The sequence below is a fragment of the Albidovulum marisflavi genome, assembly GCF_025751435.1.
Classification (GTDB): Bacteria; Pseudomonadota; Alphaproteobacteria; order Rhodobacterales; family Rhodobacteraceae; genus Albidovulum; species Albidovulum marisflavi.
The window spans coordinates 207127-225198 of record NZ_JAOWKY010000005.1 but is presented as its reverse complement, the minus strand read 5'-3'; the positions used below and the strand labels follow the sequence as shown (position 1 = coordinate 225198).

Below are 18072 nucleotides of genomic sequence, written 5' to 3'. Positions count from 1 at the left end.
TCCTTTCATCTGCTTTCCGGCGGCCCCATCAATGAGGGCCCTCATGAGTTCATTTGCATTCCAAACCGCCCGATCAGTCCTTTCCGAGGTCGGCGCTACGGCGAAGATCGGCGACGTCATGGCCGCAAGGGGGTGCCGCAAGGTCGCCTTCGTCACCGATGATATCATTCTCAAACTGGGGCTCGCCGATGCGGCCCTGGACGGTTTGAAACGCGCGGGCGTTGATGTCTGGACATGTTCGGACGTGCAGCCCGATCCGCCCGAAGCGATGATCCTGAACGCCAAGGAACAGGCGCGCGCAGAGGGTGTCGACGGTGTTGTCTCCGTGGGCGGCGGGTCGTCGCTGGACACTGCCAAGCTGATTTCCGTGTTGCTGAACACCGACCAGGCGATCTCCGACATGTACGGCGTCAACCTGGTGCGTGGCGAGCGGCTTCCGCTGGTTCTGGCTCCGACCACCGCCGGCACCGGTTCCGAGGTGACACCGATCTCCATCGTGACCACGGGCACGAATGAGAAGAAGGGCGTTGTTGCGCCACAGCTCTTGCCGGACTACGCCATTCTGGATGCAGAACTGACCGTGGGTCTGCCTGCTGCCGTCACCGCCGCGACGGGGATCGACGCGATGGTCCACGCGATCGAGGCCTTTACGTCCAAACGACTGAAAAATGTGGTGTCGGACCGTCTTGCCAAGCAGGCGCTTGATCTGTTGGGCGCAAACATCCGTGCGGCCTGCCATACGCCGGACGACCGCCAGGCGCGCGGCGGCATGTTGCTGGGGTCGATGTTGGCGGGCACGGCGGGGGAAAATGCCGCCAAGGGCGCGCCGGACGCCAACCCGTTCGACACATTCCGCAAGGCCATGGCGGATTTCGCCGAGGCCGTACCGCATGCGGCCTGGATGAAAGACGACGGGATCATGTCCGACACGCTGGCCCGTCTCATGGATCCCTCCCGTATGATGCAGGGCGCATCGGACCCGCTTGCCGCGACCTTGCGGAACATCGTGGACGCGCCGGAATTGTCGGACATCGGCACGCTGGAACGGCAGGGGTTGAAGGGGCTCAAGGAATGGGCCGCGCTGAAAGAGGCCGGCAATGCCTGTCAGCTGGTTATCGGCAATGCCTGGACCCGGGCCTTCGAAACCTTCTCGCACGAGATGTCGGACCAGGTCGATGTCTGGCAGAAAGGACCGCGGGCCGTCACCGACAAATGGTTCGCGATCCTCAACGATGAGTTGATCAAGACCCAACGCACCGGTGAATTCCTGGAGGCGCATCGCAAATTTCTTCGCAGCGGTGTCGACTACAGGTGGCGCGAAGCCGAGATGGTCGAGGCCTGGTGCGAAGCGCGTTCCATGCCGACCCATTCAGAAGTCGATGATCTGCACAAGAGCCTCTATGCCCTGCGCAAGGAGGTACGCGGCCTGAAGAAAGAGCTGAGGGGAGCACGGCAACGGACCCCGGCGGCCCCCTCGGCAGCGAAAGCGGGACAAAACGATGGCTGAAGCGGACCAGAAAACGCCGCTTCTCAAAGAGGCGCAAGACTTCATCGAAACTATGGCCAAAGGGCTCGACGCGGTCTTTGGAGCTTCGGGGAGCGCATCTCGTGCCCGGTGCTGGTCCTGCGTGGCTCAGAGTCCGATTTCCTGACGGTAGATCTGGCCAATGAAATGCACCGAAGGTTGCTACATGCCGAGTTCCTTGAATTTGAAGGTGTTGGACACACCCCAACGCTGAACGCAACTTGGCAAACAGATCCAATTCTGGAGTGGCTGGAGAGCACAGCGTGAGACGACGTTCTCCGCTTTCGACGTCGTGCAGATCGGCTTCTATTGATCCCCGTGTGGATCAAGCATTTGCAGCAAATCAATCAGTTGCTCGTACCGGTCTTCGCCGAGCTTGGCCTTGAAATCCCGGACGATACGAAGCGCATGTTCATAGTTGCTGTCTATGATGTCCTGACCCGCCGGGGCGATGGTTATGACTTGCCTCCGTCTGTCCGTGTCGCTGCGTTTTTGCGTAACAAGCCCTTTCTTGTCCATCGCAAAGACCATGCGGGTCAAACTGGGATGCAGCAGGCTTGCCCTCTCTGCCAGGGTCGAACTGTCGAGTGGTCCGCACTCCGATAAGATACGCAGAACCCGCCATTGCTGTTCCGAAATTCCGGTCTCGGCGAGCATGTCGCGGATCGGCCCCATGACACCTTCGCGGGCGCGGATGAGTGCGAATGGCAGGGATCTGGATGTTGAAGGAAGATGTTTTTTCATGTTGCCACCGAACGTCTCTGAGATCATTTCCACAGCATCGTGGACAGTCCAACACCGGTATTTCAGTTTTCATTTAATATATTCAAGCTTGCCGAGTTAATAAAGACGTGCCGGTACGTCCGATCGGGGTTTCATGCGATATTGACCGCCTTGCAGGCTTTGGGCTGGGAAGGACACGCTTGCACCAGCAAGGCAGCCGGGCCCGCGGCCATATCATCCGCTCCGTCAGACGGCGCCGCCGCGTCGCTGTGGCGGCGCTGCTGGTTGGAAGCGCCTGGCCAAAGTCAGGGCTGCTACGGTGCCGATTGCAAGCCAGCTTGATCGCCTGACCCTGTCTTCAGGTCCGGCGGCTTCGCCTTTTTTGTACATTCGTGAAACACACGCAATTCGCACCCGGCACAAATATCATCATCCGCAGCCAAGACAGCCGCTTCGATCGCTGTCGATTTGTGGTTGTGCAGGTTCTTGTCAGAAAGTCTTGCCATGATGCCAAAGCGTTTCAGTACATTCAGCACCTGAGGATTGGCCGCAATCAGATACAAATTCCGCCCGTGCCTGCGTGCGCGGCCGAGTTCGTTCAACAGGAAATCGGCACCGGCCAGATCTATCTTGCCCACGCCTTTCAAGTTCAGGATACGCGTGCGCGGTCCGAATCCCTGCTCAAGACGTTTGAAGGCTTGTCCGACATGTTCCACGGATCCGAAAAACAGCGGACCATCAAGCCGCGTGTTGCTGATCTGCGGGCATTGCGGAAGGTTGTGGGCCGCAGCGTTCATAAAAACCCGTCGGCCATTCACATCCGTCGGCGCTCCGACAGAGACGATGGGATGTGCGCTTTTGTTTAGGAACACGCTGAGGGACACCACGACACCGGCAAGGATGGCAAAATCAAGCTCAGACACGAGGCCGGTGACGAATGTGACGAGCAGTATGAGGGTTTCGGAGCGGCTGGAACGCAGGATGTGCCGGATCTCGGCGAAATTGATCAGCTTCCACGCCACATAAAGGATGATGGCGGCCATCGCCGGAACCGGCACGAATTGCAGCAATGGGGCCACAAGCAGCAGCAAAAGCGCCAGCGAAACGGCCGCAAAAATCGCCGACAAGGGGGACACGGCCCCGGACGAGGCATTGAGCCCTGAGCGGGTGAAGGACCCGGACCCGGCATAGCACTGGAAAAAGCTGCCGATCGTGTTCGACATGCCCTGCCCGACGATTTCCTGGTTGGCGTCGTGGCTTTCATCCCTGCGGATTGCGAAGGATTTTCCGATCGAGATCGCCTCAAGCAAGCCGACGAATGCGACAGCGACGGCACTAGGCAAAAGCAATCCGACGCTATCGAAGGACACCTCCGGGGGGGAGAATGTCGGGAAAGCGGATGTCAGCGCGGCAAAAGTGCGCACGCCCGCGGCGTCGGTGCCAATAATGACCCCCATGAGCGAACCGACCACAAGCGCCACCACATATGCCGGTATCCGCTTGTCGATCGCGTTGACCCCGATCAGGCAGGCCAGTGTCACCACCGAGATCGCGGCAGCCGTCGGGTTTATACCGTCAAGGTTCTCCCAGATGGCGACCAGCCTGTGGATCGCGCCGCCCTGCCCGTTCTCCAATCCAACGGCCGGGCCGAGTTGTGACACCGCGATCAAAAACGCGGCGGCGGCGGTGAAGGCAACGATGACCGAATGGGAAATGAAACTGATGAGGCTGCCCAATCCGATCAGGCCAGCGGTCAGTTGCAGCAGCCCGACCATGAGTGTCAGGAGCAGGACCAGGCTGACATAATCGCTGCTGCCGGGTGTTGCGAATTCGCTGACCGTGGCAAAGACAACTGCGGATATCGCGGTTGTCGGGCCAGACACCATGACCGAGGACGCGCCCCATATTGCCGCAACAAATGTGCCGATCATCGCGGTAAACAGGCCATACTGCGGGGGCAGCCCCGCAATGATCGCAAAAGCCACCCCCTGTGGCAGCACGATCGTCGCATTCGTCAGACCCGCGATCAGATCAGAGCGCAGGCTAAGCGGGGTGATCGCGCCCATCCACGGACGGACGGGCGAGAGACGGTTGAGATGTGAGAGCCAGGTGTTCATGCTGCCTACAGGCGCCTTTTTGGGGGGGAGCACTCTGTATGGCGCGCAAAACTGCCCTTGCGCGCCAGACATCAGATCAAAGCGCGGTTTCCGGCGCGACGAAATCGTGGCCCAGGGCCTGGGCGACGGGTGCATTGGTAATCTTGCCGTCCCAGACGTTCAACCCTTGCCGCAAGTGCGGATCTTCTTTCAGTGCCACCTTCCAGCCCTTGTTGGCAATCCGGAGCGCGAAGAGCAGCGTCACATTGTTGAGCGCATAGGTGGAGGTGCGCGCAACGGCGCCGGGCATATTCGCCACGCAGTAATGCACAATGCCGTCGACCTCATAAGTCGGCTCGGCGTGGGTCGTGGCCCTGGAGGTCTCGAAACAGCCCCCCTGGTCGATGGCAACGTCGCACAGCACGGCACCGGGCTGCATCAAGGCCAGATCTTCACGGCGCACCAGTTTCGGTGCGGCGGCCCCCGGGATCAGAACAGCGCCGATCACCAGATCTGCGGTCGAGATCAGTTCCAGAACGCGGGTGCGCGTGGAATATGCGGTATTCGCGCTGGCTTCAAAATGGTTGGCCAGTTTTTCAAGCGTATCGGTATTGCGATCAAGGATCGTCACATTGGCGCCGAGGCCAACGGCCATCTGCGCGGCGTTGAACCCAACGACGCCGCCGCCCAGGACAACAACCCTGGCCGGACGCACACCGGGAACGCCGCCGAGCAAAACACCGCGACCGCCATGCGCCTTTTCCAGGGCGGTTGCGCCTGCCTGCACAGACATGCGCCCTGCGACCTGGCTCATCGGTTTGAGCAGCGGCAACCCGCCATTCGGGGCTGTGACAGTCTCGTAGGCGATGCAAGTTGCGCCGGAAGCGATCAGCGCTTTGGTTTGCTCCGGATCGGGGGCCAAGTGCAGATATGTATAGAGGATCTGGCCGGGGCGCAGCATAGCTGTCTCGACGGGCTGTGGCTCTTTGACCTTAACGATCATCTCCGCACGCTCGAAAACCTCGGCGGCCGTCGCAACCACCTCGGCACCGGCAGCGCGGTAATCATCGTCGCTTGCACCGATTCCTTCGCCGGCTGCCTGTTCAACAAGGATGGCGTGGCCGTGTTCCACAAGTTCCGCAACACTCTCGGGCGTCAGTCCGACACGGTATTCGTGGTTCTTGATCTCTTTTACCGTACCGATTTGCATTGGGTCTCCAACTCTGGGTTCGTGTTTCAGGTCATCTTGCACAAGCAGCCAAAGCACTCGGTCCCGCGACGCGGTGGTCGCGGGATGGTGCCGGCGTCAGCTGCGACACGTGAATGTTCTGGGCGGCACCCTTCCGGCTGTTATCGCCGCAATGAAGGCTGCCTTCGGTGGACGTGGGTCAGGGGGCGATGATCGGGCTGGCCGCGATTTCCGAGTCCTTCACCTCGGTCCCGACAAACCGGGTTCCGTGCTTGAACCAGCTTTCCGGCGCGGGCGCGCCCCAGAGGGTTTGGCGCTGCGGATCCTGCAAGTCCCATTTGATGGCTTCCAGATCAGGATCGACCGTCTGATAATCCGAACAGTAGATCTCGATGCGGTGCCCGTCAGGGTCAAGGATATACAGGAAGAACGCGTTGGAGATACCGTGACGGCCGGGGCCGCGTTCGATGTTCTTCAAATAGCCGGATGTCGCCATCAGATCGAGCAGGTCGATGATATTCAGTGGCGTCGGAACCCAGAAGGCGACGTGGTGCATGCGCGGGCCGGTGCCGTTGGTGAACGCCATGTCGTGCACACCGCCCTTGCGGTGCATCCATGCCGCCCAGAGCTTCTTGCTATCTTCGTCCTCGGTGTATTCGGTCACGCGGAAACCGAAATCAGAGTAGAAGGCCACCGAAGCATCAACATCGTGGCTGAAGCAGTTGAAGTGGTCGATCCGAAGCGGTTTCACGCCGCGATACAGCGCGTAATTCTGGTGGATCGGGGCAAGGCGATCCATCTTGTGATAAAACTCAAGCGGGATGCCCATGTTATCGGAGGTCAACAGGGTCCTGCCCTGATAGGCGCGCTCGACCCATTCTGTCGGCCGGCCCTTGGAGTTGAAGTAGGCCTCCGCGCGGTCCAGGTCTGCCTCGTCAAAGGTCTTGAAGCCCATCACTTCGACGGTGCCGGGCTGGTCCGACTTTTGCAAAATGATGCAGTGATGGCCGCGCTCTTCCATGGCACGCAGATAGACGTGGCTGTCCGTTTCATCCGTCACCTGCAGTCCGATCATGTCGGTATAGAACGCCTTGGACGCGGCCAGGTCTTTGACGTTCAGACACACATGGCTCAGGCGAATGGTGTTGAAGTCAGGATACAGATTGGGGGCTGGGATCGGCATATGATGTCTCCTTGGCCACGCTTAGCGTCGCGGTTTCGCTGAAGTTGGGTGGAACGACGTTTTCATGTGTCGCCGCGCAGATGATCACGGATGTTTCCGAACTTCAGCGACAGGGCTGCATCGATGTCGCGCAATTCGGCGGAAAGGGCGATGGAATGTGTTGCCATCGCGGGTGCAAGAAATGCCTTTAGCGTCGCGAAGACGCGCGCGATTGCATCGTGCTTCACATCATCCGTGCGGCCTTCGCGAATGCGAACTGACAGATCGATAAACCCGTGTTCGGGGCTCCCGTCCGCGATCGCATAGTGATCGACGCGCGTGGCGCGTACGCGGATGCCCGGCATCGGAAAGGCATCGATCGCGGCAGCCTCCGCGCGGATTGCCTCGCAGAGTTGCGCCATATCGACGACCTCGTCGAGGTTGGCTGAATATTCGATATGAAAGTGAGGCATTGCCGACCATTGCTAGGTTAACTGTTGTTATGTTAAGTAATAATCTGTGTTGTGTCAACCGTTTCGAGGGCGGAATTCCGGCTGAGTGCAGAATGGCGCGCTAAGATCGGATGAGCAGGACTTTTCTTTTTTTACCAATGCCCTGGCTTGTTCGCTACCCAAGCGGCTTCTCCATCAACAGCAAATCCTTGGCGGTGGTTTGCCACCCCTTCTTGACAACGGGTGCCGTGGCGGTGGTCGCGTAGCCGCGCCGATCATAGAACCGAATGGCGCTCAGATTGGTATCAATGACCAGCAAGCTTATCCTCGACTTGCCGGCCGATCTGCCGAGGTCTTCCGCCACGTGCATCAACCCCGACGCAAGGCCTTGTCCCTCAAAGTCCGGCACGGTCGCGATACCATGCAGATACCAAGTCCCCTGCGCCTTCTGAAACAGGGTCATGAGGGGTCTGAGCATGTCGTCCATGCCCGGGACATGTGGATTGGGCGAACTGGCCATCGGGTACGAGATGAGCATCGCACTAATCTTGTCGGCGGCGTCCGCGACGATCGTTTGACCCACCTCGATGAAGGCATGCTGAGCTCGTCGCCCGAACTCCTCGGCCGTTTCGCCATTGCCAGCAAGCCTTGACCAAAGTTCATCCACGAAGCCTGGAACAGTCGATCTGGCAAGAGGCAGGATCGCGGGCAGGTCTCGATCCGTGGCGAGCCGAAATCGCGGATCGCGGTCAAGTCCGGATTCACTCATTTCCCACTCTGGTTCCAGGCTGGCGTCGACGATTTGACGAGTCCCGCGGCGCACCAGGCATCAAAGATTTCCAGTGCCGTGTCTGCAAATACGGCATCGTTGATATGGCCGTCGATCCAATGTGTCTCGACATTGTCCGGCAGGGTGTCGCGCAGGGCGTTCAGGAAGGTTTCAAGCCCCTGCTTGTCGTGCAGCTCGGCACCCTCGCGGTCCCATTCGCCAAGCCCGTCGCGGGGCAGCAGGATGGCCACGGGGCCTTGGGCGGTGGACAGTTGTTCGCTGTGTTTATGTGCGACGACCCGCCGTTCGCTTTCATTCAGCACGATCGAAGTCAGCAGACGGTTATGCTCGTGCCGCGGATGGTCTTTCCATTTTTCCGGCAATGGCTGCCAGCCCACGATGTCGACAAGGTCATAACATCCCGGTGCGACAAGCTGCGGGGTGCCGGAGCGGCCGGCATTGGTAAGCCGGTCCGGCCCGGCAGAGATATTCGATCCGTTGACGAAGTTGCCCAGTTCCTGCGTACAGAAGTCAAAGACGCAGGCAAAGGCCCCCTGCCCGGCAAGGCTTTCGAAAGCCCGTCCGCCCATGCCGGTCGCGTGGAACACCGCAACTTCGAACCCGCGCTCTTCGAGGGCCGGCTTCAGTGGAACCATGTATTTCAGTGCCGATTTGCCAAGCGAGGTCATCCCGATCAGGGGCTTTGCCGCCTCGCGCGGAACGACGGCGCGGGCCGCTCCCAACACTGCGCCTGCCGCCTGGCTGAGAGAGGCCTTGCACACCGAGTTGAGGCCATAAAGCCCCCCGGCCCAGAGGATCATCTGGGTGTCGGCGGCCAGACGTTCGGGCGGGATCAGCGGCGAAAAGGAGACGGTCGACACGATGTATTTGGGCACGCCCAACGGCAGCGCGGATGTCACATCAAGCGCCAGGTCGGTGCCCATCGTGCCGCCCAGAACGACCATTCCGTCAAACCGGCCTTCGGCGTAAAGCCGCGCCGTCAGCAGCGCCGCGCCGTTTGCCATGATCTGCATCGCGTGATTTTCATCACGGGCGGCAATCGCCTGCGCGATGGAACTGCCGCCTTCTTCCGCCACGTCGTGTTTGGAGTAGTCTGTCGGTCTGGACGGATCGCCCAAAACCGACACATCCATCGTGACTACCCGACCACCCTGATTGCGGATCACACCGGCCAGATAGTCCAGTTCGTCGTCTTTCGTGTCATAGGTACCAATCACGAGAATTGTCTTGTCTGGCATGGCGGACGTCTCCCTCGGTTGCGGATTACAGTTTTATCCACGCGGTCTTGAGATTGACGTATTTCTCGATCGCGTGCAGCGATTTGTCAGTCCCGTTGCCAGACTGACCGACACCCCCCAGCGGCACCGTGCCATCTGCACCGCCGTAGGTGTTGATGTGCATCACGCCGGTACGCACAGCGCGTACCATCTTGTGGGCGCGTGACAGGTTCGATGTCCAGGCCGCACCCGCAAGCCCGTAGACGGTGGAATTGGCGATGCGGATCGCGTCATCATCACTTTCAAAGGGGGTAACACCGAGAACCGGACCGAAAACCTCTTTCTGGGACAGCGTGGCGTCAGGCGTCACGCCGGTCAAGATGGTCGGGGCCATGAAATAGCCGCGCGTCTCTTGCAGGATACGCGAGCCCCCGGTGACAATTGCACCACCTTCGGCTTGTGCGGTCTCGACGAACTTGAGGTTCTGCGAGAGCTGGTTTTCGGAGTTGATGGCACCGATATGCGTATCGAGGCTCAGCGGATCGCCTACCCGCATCGCCTCGGTTGCCTTTACCACCGCAGCGACGAAATCATCGTGGATCGACGCCTCGACCAGCAGGCGCGAGCCGGCAACGCAGACTTGACCGGCGTTGCGGAAAATACCGGCGGCAGCCACTTTGGCGGCCATGTCCAGATCCGGCGCATCGGCGAAGACAATGTTCGGGGACTTGCCGCCCAGCTCAAGATAGACGCGCTTCATGTTCGAGCGGGCGGAATACTCCATAAGCCGCCGCCCTGTGCCTCCCGAGCCGGTGAAAACCAGCACATCGACATCCATCGACAGGCCCATCGCCTCGCCCACCACCGCTCCTTCTCCGGTGACGACATTGACAACGCCGGGCGGAAGTCCGGCGGCATGTGCCAGCTCTGCCAGGCGGATCAGCGAGAGCGATGCAGTTTCGGCCGGTTTCAACACCACCGAATTGCCCATGGCCAATGCCGGTCCCAGTTTCCAGGCCCCGATCATCAGGGGGAAATTCCAAGGAATGATCGCGCCCACGACACCGACCGGTTCCTTGTGGATCATGCCCAGAATGTCGCTGGGCGTCGTGGCGATTTCACCATACAACTTGTCCAGCGCCTCGGCGTAGTAGCGAATGGTGCCAGCGGTAGACCCCGGTTCGGCATTGATCGCCATGCTGATGTCCGTGCCATTGTCACGCACGCCCAGAACAGCCAGTTCCAGCGCATTCGCCTCAATCAGGTCGGCCCATTTGTGCAGGACCTTCTTGCGCGCCGCGGGCGCTTGGCCTGCCCAGCGTCCGTCTTCAAACGCGGCGCGTGCCGAGGCGATCGCGGTTTTCATATCCGCGACCGTTCCTTTTGCCACCTGCGTCAGGACCTGACCATCAAGCGGCGAAAGGACATCCATCGTGCCGCCATCTGATGCAGGTAGAAATTGAACATCGATCAAATGACCATAGGTGGGGACGGGTTGCGCCCGCAGCGCGTCGACTTTGATCTGGTCCATTTGAAGCTTACCTCATTTGAGTGTCGTGAAGATCGTGAGGCCGACGACCTGATCGCGTCCCTGCGCCCCGCCTGACCCAACAAAGGAACCCAAGAATGTGCGACACTGCCTTTCCGGGCCTCGGCCATGTTTACAAGGCCGACTATGGCGACCCGGCCTTTCGCGTGCAGTTTGACACGGAAGGCAAGACCCTACGTTGGGCTCCGTTCGACGCCGAAGATTTCGAAACTGCCGCGACAACCGAGACCTATCGGGCCACCTATATCCGCCCCGGCGTCTTCATGATGACCTGGCAGGAAGCCGACGGCATCACCGTCACCCATGTCGAGGACTTCGAAAACGCCATCGTACATGGAGCCATCACCATGCCCGACAAGACCTTCCTAACCCTGAAGGGGGATTGGCTTCGCCTCGATTGACTGCTCCGCCCCAAACAGCTTCCCAACGAGCAAAGGAGATTCCTTGTGATTACCCGTAGAACCGTCCTGAAGACCTCGCTCGCCGCCGGAGTCGCCGCCACCATCGTGCCGCTGCCCGCCCTGGCGCAATCCGGCCTAAGCTGGGACTACTTCCCGGCCGATGAGAGCGGTTTTCTCCGCGCGCCGGTGCTTGTCAAGGGAAGCACCGAGGCGGTGCTGATCGACGGCGGCTTCACCCTGTTGGACGGCCAGGCCGTGGCCGAGGCGATCAAGGCGACTGGCCTGACGCTGACCACGATCTATGTCACCGTCAACGATCCGGACTACTATTTCAGCCTCGGCCCGATCACCGAGGCCTTCCCCGATGCCCGCGTCATCGCCGCCCCCGAGACGGTCGAGCTGCTGACCAAGAAGCTTCCCGGCAAGATCGAGGCCTGGGGGCCGCAGCTTGGCGACAACGGCCCGCAAACGGTCGAGGAGGCGGTGGTCCCGGAGGCTTCCAAGGTCGATGCGTTGGATGTCGACGGCGAGGTGATCGAGATCGTAACCATCGCCGACATGACCGACCGCCGCTACCATTGGGTGCCCTCGTTGGAGGCGGTGTTCGGCGGGGTTCTGGTCTATGGCGGGCTGCACCTCTGGATTGCAGACGTGCCCAAGCCCGAAGACCGGGCCGCCTGGATTCGTGCGCTGGACGAGATCATCGCCCGCGATCCCAAGGTGGTCGTTCCGGGGCACATGGCCGAAGGCTGGCCGACCGACCTTTCGGGCGTCACCTTCACCCGCGAATACCTCGTCGCCTATGAAGAGGAATTCGCCAAGGCGGCAGACGGTGACGCGCTGATTGCGGCCATGAAGAAGCGCTATCCGGATGCAGGCCTTGACGTTGCCCTGGAGATCGGCGCCAAGGTCGCCAAAGGCGAAATGACCTGGGGTTAAGCCAAGGGCCGAGCGGTCGGCCGGATAACATCCCGACCGGCCGCCGGCCACCCACGATGACTGCCCAAAAGAGCTTGCGCTTCCTTGTCGCAAATCAGACGAGGGTCGTGCGCCGCGCCGCCGTGCAGACTGTCGTCCGCGCCGAGACCACCGCGGGCTCCCACGCGCTGCTGGCCGGCGTGGCCATCAAGCTGAAGATCTTCGGCACCGAGCAGTGGCCGCTTTACACACCAAACGATCCATTGACGCGAGGGGCCCGACGAGACTTGGCGCTGGCCCAAATTCAGCCCGGCTGAGATTGCTTGTCGCGGCGCCAGGAAACTGCCGATCAACGAACCCGCTCTCGGCAAGCTGCAGGCGCTGTCCGACCGGCTGAGCAAGCCGCCCGTCGTCCGTTCCGCCTATCGCAGTCCCGAACATGACCCCGCCATCGCATCACCGCCAGGCGGATGATCTCAGGTGACGCCTCAAAGTACTTGAACGGGCTGCGTTTGGTCATGGTCGGACGCTAGTCAGCGCCCAGCCCAGCCTCAAGCCAAGTTTGTCTGACGAAGCCTAATCGAGGGCTGGCGAAGGCACTACACTACGAAGCGCCCCCACAGTGCCTCGACCATTGGTCAAGTGTGAACTTTTCGAGCGGTGGAACGCGCGCCAGGTTTCACGGTCAGTCGTGGATCGTCTCGGCGATCTGGAGAAATGAGAACGGCGGCATCCTGTTCAGTTCCCGCGCGACGTCCATGTTCACGACATAGGCGAAGTCGGCGGCTCGCAGGATTGGCAAATCGCCGGGGCTCTGGCCGTCTCGCAGGATTTTCAGCGCTTGCTCGGCGGCAAGCCGTCCCACGTCCTTGAGATGGGCCGCCACAGAGATGAGCGCATCGCTCTTGCGCACCAGATGCTCGTATGGGCTCACGACCGCCATGCCGCGCTCGATGGCGCCACGCGTGAAGGCGTCTCCGTTGGTTTGAAGAAATGAACTGGACCCGACGTAGATCCAGCGGACCCCCTCTTGCTGCAACTGGTCCAGAGCCGCTGGCAAGACATCCGGATCCGGGCGCGCGCCGTCCTTTGACAACTCGACCGCCACCAGCCTGAACCCCATGGTTCGGGACAGTTCCAACAACTCGTCATGCTTGATCGCGGAGTTCGCCTCGTTGGAATTGTAGAGCAGGCCCAGCGTATCGAAGCTGTCGTCGTAGGTCTGGATCACCTTGATGTTCAAGGACTCGTCGGGCCTGTTGAACGTGCCCGTCACGTTGGGCCGCCCGGAACCATCGAAGTCTTTGGCGATGCCGGCGCTGAAAGGGTTCGCGACATTCGTGAAAACGACCGGAAGCTCGCTTATGAACGCACCGCCTCCAAGATCATCGAAGGTGCCGACGATACCGAGCGTCGCGGTCGTGCCATTTGTAAGGATCAAGTCGGGTCCAAGCGCGCGGGCCTCTGCGACAAGCCCCGGCAGCCGCGACTTGTCCAATTCGTAGTCGCGCCAGATGATCTCGACATCGACACCGCTTTCTTCGAACGCCGCCTCGAAGCCCTCGCAGACGGGATCGCACAGGTCAAAGGTGACGGCGTAGATCGTCTTCGTGTCTGCGGCTGCCTGGGACAGGGACACGGTCAAGATGACCGGTGCCAGCAGCTTGGCAGGCAGGGTGCGCATCAAGCCTCTCCCATTCTTGAAGCCTTCGTTCAGTCAAGGCTTTATGCGGTGGGCTGTCAAGCTAAGCGGCGCTTCGCGGGGGAGCGCCGCGCTCGGCCAGGGACCAGATCGGATCAGACAATCAGCGCTGCACCGTCGCGGCGATTTGCAGGAACGCGAAGGGTGGGATCCTGTCCAGGGCCCGGGCGACATCCATGTTTACGACATAGGCGAAATCGGTCGCACTCAGGATCGGCAGTTCCCCGGGTATCTTGCCATCGCGCAGGATGGCAAGCGCCTGGCGAGCGGCGAGCCGTCCCACATCCTCTTCACGAGCCGCGATTGACAAAAGCGCACTGCTGTCGCGCACAAGGGCCTCGTATGGGCTCACGACCGCGATCCCGTGCTCGACCGCGGACTCCGTGAAAAGAGTGCCGTTCTGCCGCAGGAACGACGAAGACCCCAGATAGAGCCACTCGACCCCGGCGGCGGCCAGTTCGGCCATGCGCTCGGGGATCTGCTCGGGATCTGGTGGTCCCGATACACCTGGCTCGATCTCCAGCGCGACCAGTTCCACCCCGAGCGTTGGCGCGAGCGCAGCAAGTTCGTCTCGCTTGATGACCGAGTTCTCCTCGTTGCTATTGTAGAGCAGGCCGAGTTTATCGAAGCTGGGATCATAGCTGCGAACGACCTGAATGTTCACCGCTTCCGGGACACGGTTGAAGGTGCCTGCAACGTTTTTGCGCCCGCTTCGCTCAAAGCTTTCTGCAATGTTGCTGCCAAATGGATCGGCCACTTGGGTAAAGACAACGGGAATGTCGGACAGGAACCGAGGGTCGGCAGCATCCTCCAAGCGACCGATGGTACCTAGGGTTGCGCTCGTGCCATGGGTGATGACAAGGTCCACCTTGCGGGTTCGGGCTTCCTCAATCAGGCCAGGCACCAGCGCCATGTCCTGCTGGAGATTGCGAACGTCCATTTTCACGTCGAAGCCGCTATCCGCCAGTTCGAACTGAACGCCGTGGCAGAGCTCGTCGCAGCCATAGTAGAAGATGCCGAGAATGACCTTGGTTTCTGCCTGCAACGGGGTGGAGAAGGACGCAAGCAGACAGAGTGCCGCGATAAATTTCGAAGCGGCGGCTCTGCTTTTGTTTCTCCATTCAGCCATGATGCCCCCCTTGAATCACTAAGCTGCCAACAACTTCTTGCCGCCGCTGATGGCGAAAACTGCGCCACCGATCAACGTCCAGACCGCCACCGCCAGCGTCGCGGCGGCGTATCCAACCGCCCCGGAAAGCCACGCGATGAGGACAAGGCCGACGATACTGCCGAGGCGCTCGCCGGTGCGCAGGGCGCCGAGAACCACGGCGGGACCGGGTCCGCTGAGTTTCGCCTCCGCCATGCTCAGCGCGAGAGAGACCTGTGTGCCCCGGATTAGCGCGCCGCCCGTCCCGGTGCCGATCATGGCGATCACCATCGCCTGCTGGGACGGCGCTGCGACTACCGGCAGAAGGGCAAGTCCGGAGATACCCGCGCCTAGAACGCAAAGCACCGCGCCGGGCAGCCGAAGCAACTCCCCCAGGCGCCCTGCAAGGGGGCTGACCACCATGACGGAGACGAAGTAGAGCATAAGGATCCTGCCGATTTCGGCCGCGCTTGCGCCCTGCGCGTTCAACGTGAGCGCGACGAGGTAGGACACGAAGGCCTGCAAGAGCACAGCCCCCGGCACAGCGACCCCGAAGATCAAGGCGGCAAGGCGTGCATCCGTCAACACGCGCCACTTGGCTGCCTTGTCCGGCACGGTCGTCTTTTCCGTCTGCCTGCGGCCAATCTCGGGCGCAATCAACCACCGGCTGAGCAGTGCGGAGGCCGCGATCAGGGCGGCGCTAACCAGAAAGACATTCGAAGGCCCCAGGCGATCGGCCAGGACGCCGCCAAGCGCAACTCCGGAAAACACGCCAGCAAAGAGGACGAGGGTAAAGACGCCAAGCATCCTGTCCCGGTCGGCCTTCGTTGCGACGCTCAGGACGTAGTCCTGCGCGGCGAGGGTCACGAGCGCGTAGCCGAAGCCGGTGACGGTGCGCCACAGGATGATCTCCTGCGCGGTGCTGGCAGCGAAGAGGCCGATATGCGCGACGAGGGTCGGGACCGCCGCGGCGAAGAACAGCCCCCTGACCCCGAACCGCTCGACCAGCACGCGCGCATAGGGCGACATCGTCACGATGGCCAGCAGATATCCGGCAAGCGGCAACGAGATCAGCACGGACTGGTCGAGCCAGGGCCAGAGATTGTCCGCCGAGCGGGTATAGATCGGGAGAAAGGCCAGCGGCAACTCGTCGGCCGCCGCGAACAGAAAGAGCGCCAGCCGAATGTTTGAGAAGGAGGAGCTCTCAAGCAATCTTGGTCCGCCCGGCGAGAGACCAAACTGCTTGCCGACCTCCTGGATCGCGGGACGCCTGGTCGGAGCAGCCGCCTCGATTGCCGAGGCGAACGCGCCGTGCAGGGCCTGGGCACGGTTCGAAACGCTGGTCAGGAGCGCCTGGACCGAACCCTGTCCACTGACCGCGACCCGCCGGGAAAAATCACCGGCTGCCTGCATGGCGCTCAGCCGTTGCAGGCGCGCCAGTCCGCCCGTCAGAGTACGCCCTGTGAGAAGCAACATTACCTCCCATGCCAGCAGGACCGTCACCAGCAGGATTACCGCGGAATCCAGCAAGACGTTTCGAAACCGTTGCGCGATCAAGCGCGGGTCAATGTCGATGACGACGTAGGCGACTTCCTCGCCGTCATGCAGGATTGGGTGGCTCCTCACTCCACGCCTCTCCCTCGGAGGCGCGAGGTAGGGGTCTATGCGCTCGCCGGCTTCAATCACGATCCGCCCCGTCGCGATCGCTATGTAGGCGACTTCCGGAAGCCGTTCGAGCATGTCGCCGAAGTAGCGGTCCGCGCCGACGATCTCATCAAGGGCGATGCCGCTGTCGAGGGCACGCTGGACGTTCTCGCTGACCACCGTTCCGATCAGATCGGTCCGCGCCGCCAGTTCCGGTTCGATCGACCTTGTGACCGCGCTCATCACCACTGCGGCCAGGATCAGGACGGAGGCAATGAGCAAAACGATCGTGATCGGCACGACCCGCGCCAGTAAGAGTATCTTCAGCCGCCCGGTCTGCTCCGGTGACGTCTCCTCGGAATGACGGCCCGTCCGTGTGAACGGAATCTGCCGGCCCTCCACCGACGAGGCGATTGCCTCTTGTGCCTCGTCATAGGCTTTCTCGGCATCGTGCAGACTCAGCGCAAGACGCGAGAACTCTGTATCGAGCAGCCCGTTCTCGTTCGATTTGAGGGAGGAAGCGGCGATCGTCGAAGTCTTTCCGGCGCCGTAGACATCCAGAAGCTCCGCGAGCCTGCGCCGCGGACGTTCGAGAACCAGATAGATCAGCGCGAAAGCGAGAGCCGATGTTCCAATCAGGATCAGAAGCGCGCTGCGCAGCGTGATCCGAACGATATTCTGCGATGCGGTATCCAGCAACTCATGCGGATATTCCACCACCACGGCCCCCGACAGCGGCCCGTCCTTTTCATGACGTATCGAAAACCCGCTGTAGATCATGTCCTCGGTCTCGTGACCCCAGAAGTCGCGATCCGAAAGCCGCATGGACAGCAGCACGTCGTTCGACAGCGTGGCGGGCTTCGTCCCGGTGCTGTGGACGACGATCCCTGCGGGATTGACCGCGTGGACGGCCACGATCTCGGGATCGATCTTGGTGCCGCGCGCCACGATCTTGTCCCCGTCCCGCAACATCGAGATCGGCAGGCCGAGATCGAGGATCGGCCGGAAGGTCTCTGCCGTGGTCTGGGCTATCACCGAGATGCGTTGCCGGAGCAGTTCGGAGTAAAGCGCGTTGTGTTGCAGGACGAGCAGGACGGAGAGCACCGAAAGCGCGATCCCGATTACCAGCGTTGTGACGATCCAACTCCGAAATCGCATTGGCGCCTTTCTGAGGGTTACCGAGACGGAGAGCGCAGAGTCATTTTCAGGTTGCGATCCCGAGGTTGGCCGCTTCAACCAACAATATCAAGGTCTCTGCGGAACGGGGTACTTGCAGCATCACCGAGAGGCCCGGCTTTGCGGCGTCGTGCTGCTTCATCAGACTGCACCTGCGGTTACACCTGACTGCCGCGCGAAGCTGGATGCCGGGTGGGGTCAGACCAATTCGAACTCGTCTTGGCAAGGACAGTAACGCTGTCCCTTATTCCGCGCATAGACCACGCCACTCGGCAAGAGCAGCGGCGCGGTGGGCCTTGAAGAGGGGCCTGCTGGAGAGGTTGCGTCTTGGTTGAAACGGACGTTTTTGCAGGAAGGCGGCTTGAGGCGTGACAGCCTTTG

15 protein-coding genes are annotated in these 18072 nt (G+C 61.1%); 4 read left to right on the top strand and 11 right to left on the bottom strand.

The window, feature by feature from the left end; translation table 11 throughout:
* Window positions 1-43: 43 nt before the first annotated feature.
* Complete coding sequence (locus OEW28_RS16955) at window positions 44-1507, top strand: iron-containing alcohol dehydrogenase (RefSeq protein WP_263735982.1); 1464 nt, start codon at window positions 44-46, stop codon at window positions 1505-1507.
* A gap of 324 nt (window positions 1508-1831) precedes the next feature.
* Here OEW28_RS16955 and hpaR read toward each other — a convergent pair whose 3' ends face one another.
* The 8 genes from hpaR to OEW28_RS16915 form a co-directional block, all read right to left on the bottom strand.
* The gene (hpaR, locus tag OEW28_RS16950) at window positions 1832-2269 is read right to left on the bottom strand and encodes a homoprotocatechuate degradation operon regulator HpaR (protein WP_263735981.1); all 438 of its coding nucleotides are present in this window, start codon (window positions 2267-2269) and stop codon (window positions 1832-1834) included.
* Window positions 2270-2562: 293 nt separating this feature from the next.
* Window positions 2563-4437 carry a SulP family inorganic anion transporter gene (locus OEW28_RS16945; protein WP_263735980.1) on the bottom strand — a complete coding sequence of 625 codons (1875 nt, stop codon included), beginning with the start codon at window positions 4435-4437 and terminating at the stop codon, window positions 2563-2565.
* 4 nt (window positions 4438-4441) lie between these two features.
* Window positions 4442-5554 (bottom strand): alanine dehydrogenase, encoded by a 1113-nt coding sequence (ald, locus tag OEW28_RS16940; protein WP_263735979.1) that lies wholly within the window; start codon window positions 5552-5554, stop codon window positions 4442-4444.
* A 178-nt stretch (window positions 5555-5732) separates the two neighbouring features.
* Complete coding sequence (gene hpaD / locus OEW28_RS16935; RefSeq protein WP_263735978.1) at window positions 5733-6716, bottom strand: 3,4-dihydroxyphenylacetate 2,3-dioxygenase; 984 nt, start codon at window positions 6714-6716, stop codon at window positions 5733-5735.
* A 62-nt stretch (window positions 6717-6778) separates the two neighbouring features.
* Complete coding sequence (locus tag OEW28_RS16930; protein WP_263735977.1) at window positions 6779-7168, bottom strand: 5-carboxymethyl-2-hydroxymuconate Delta-isomerase; 390 nt, start codon at window positions 7166-7168, stop codon at window positions 6779-6781.
* A 154-nt stretch (window positions 7169-7322) separates the two neighbouring features.
* Window positions 7323-7916, bottom strand: coding sequence for a GNAT family N-acetyltransferase (locus OEW28_RS16925; protein ID WP_263735976.1), 594 nt, complete (start codon window positions 7914-7916; stop codon window positions 7323-7325).
* On the bottom strand, window positions 7913-9175 hold the full coding sequence (locus OEW28_RS16920) for a Tm-1-like ATP-binding domain-containing protein (RefSeq protein ID WP_263735975.1): 1263 nt from the start codon (window positions 9173-9175) through the stop codon (window positions 7913-7915). Before OEW28_RS16920 ends, OEW28_RS16925 begins: the two co-directional genes overlap by 4 nt.
* A gap of 25 nt (window positions 9176-9200) precedes the next feature.
* Window positions 9201-10685, bottom strand: a complete 1485-nt coding sequence (locus OEW28_RS16915; protein WP_263735974.1) for an aldehyde dehydrogenase — start codon at window positions 10683-10685, stop codon at window positions 9201-9203.
* Window positions 10686-10780: 95 nt separating this feature from the next.
* Between OEW28_RS16915 and OEW28_RS16910 the strand changes: the two genes are divergently transcribed.
* The 3 genes from OEW28_RS16910 (at window position 10781) to OEW28_RS16900 (ending at window position 12339) form a co-directional block, all read left to right on the top strand.
* Window positions 10781-11104 (top strand): MoaF-related domain-containing protein, encoded by a 324-nt coding sequence (locus OEW28_RS16910; protein ID WP_263735973.1) that lies wholly within the window; start codon window positions 10781-10783, stop codon window positions 11102-11104.
* Between the two features lie 45 nt (window positions 11105-11149).
* Window positions 11150-12043: an MBL fold metallo-hydrolase gene (locus tag OEW28_RS16905; RefSeq protein WP_263735972.1), complete on the top strand. Its 894-nt coding sequence runs from the start codon at window positions 11150-11152 to the stop codon at window positions 12041-12043.
* 107 nt (window positions 12044-12150) lie between these two features.
* Window positions 12151-12339 carry a hypothetical protein gene (locus tag OEW28_RS16900; RefSeq protein ID WP_263735971.1) on the top strand — a complete coding sequence of 63 codons (189 nt, stop codon included), beginning with the start codon at window positions 12151-12153 and terminating at the stop codon, window positions 12337-12339.
* Between the two features lie 368 nt (window positions 12340-12707).
* Here OEW28_RS16900 and OEW28_RS16895 read toward each other — a convergent pair whose 3' ends face one another.
* The 3 genes from OEW28_RS16895 to OEW28_RS16885 all read right to left on the bottom strand — a co-directional run bounded on the left by OEW28_RS16895 (window position 12708) and on the right by OEW28_RS16885 (window position 17673).
* Window positions 12708-13706: an ABC transporter substrate-binding protein gene (locus OEW28_RS16895; protein ID WP_263735970.1), complete on the bottom strand. Its 999-nt coding sequence runs from the start codon at window positions 13704-13706 to the stop codon at window positions 12708-12710.
* Window positions 13707-13827: 121 nt separating this feature from the next.
* A complete protein-coding gene (locus OEW28_RS16890) occupies window positions 13828-14853 on the bottom strand; it encodes an ABC transporter substrate-binding protein (protein WP_263735969.1) in 1026 nt (341 codons plus the stop codon).
* 18 nt (window positions 14854-14871) lie between these two features.
* Window positions 14872-17673 (bottom strand): MFS transporter, encoded by a 2802-nt coding sequence (locus OEW28_RS16885; protein ID WP_263735968.1) that lies wholly within the window; start codon window positions 17671-17673, stop codon window positions 14872-14874.
* Window positions 17674-18072: the final 399 nt, after the last annotated feature.

Coding starts and splice junctions, on each gene's coding strand:
- OEW28_RS16955 (WP_263735982.1), top strand. CDS start 44: ATGAGTTCATTTGCATTCCAAACCGCCCGATCAGTCCTTTCCGAGGTC.
- hpaR (WP_263735981.1), bottom strand. CDS start 2,269: ATGAAAAAACATCTTCCTTCAACATCCAGATCCCTGCCATTCGCACTC.
- OEW28_RS16945 (WP_263735980.1), bottom strand. CDS start 4,437: ATGTCTGGCGCGCAAGGGCAGTTTTGCGCGCCATACAGAGTGCTCCCC.
- ald (WP_263735979.1), bottom strand. CDS start 5,554: ATGCAAATCGGTACGGTAAAAGAGATCAAGAACCACGAATACCGTGTC.
- hpaD (WP_263735978.1), bottom strand. CDS start 6,716: ATGCCGATCCCAGCCCCCAATCTGTATCCTGACTTCAACACCATTCGC.
- OEW28_RS16930 (WP_263735977.1), bottom strand. CDS start 7,168: ATGCCTCACTTTCATATCGAATATTCAGCCAACCTCGACGAGGTCGTC.
- OEW28_RS16925 (WP_263735976.1), bottom strand. CDS start 7,916: ATGAGTGAATCCGGACTTGACCGCGATCCGCGATTTCGGCTCGCCACG.
- OEW28_RS16920 (WP_263735975.1), bottom strand. CDS start 9,175: ATGCCAGACAAGACAATTCTCGTGATTGGTACCTATGACACGAAAGAC.
- OEW28_RS16915 (WP_263735974.1), bottom strand. CDS start 10,685: ATGGACCAGATCAAAGTCGACGCGCTGCGGGCGCAACCCGTCCCCACC.
- OEW28_RS16910 (WP_263735973.1), top strand. CDS start 10,781: ATGTGCGACACTGCCTTTCCGGGCCTCGGCCATGTTTACAAGGCCGAC.
- OEW28_RS16895 (WP_263735970.1), bottom strand. CDS start 13,706: ATGCGCACCCTGCCTGCCAAGCTGCTGGCACCGGTCATCTTGACCGTG.
- OEW28_RS16890 (WP_263735969.1), bottom strand. CDS start 14,853: ATGGCTGAATGGAGAAACAAAAGCAGAGCCGCCGCTTCGAAATTTATC.
- OEW28_RS16885 (WP_263735968.1), bottom strand. CDS start 17,673: ATGCGATTTCGGAGTTGGATCGTCACAACGCTGGTAATCGGGATCGCG.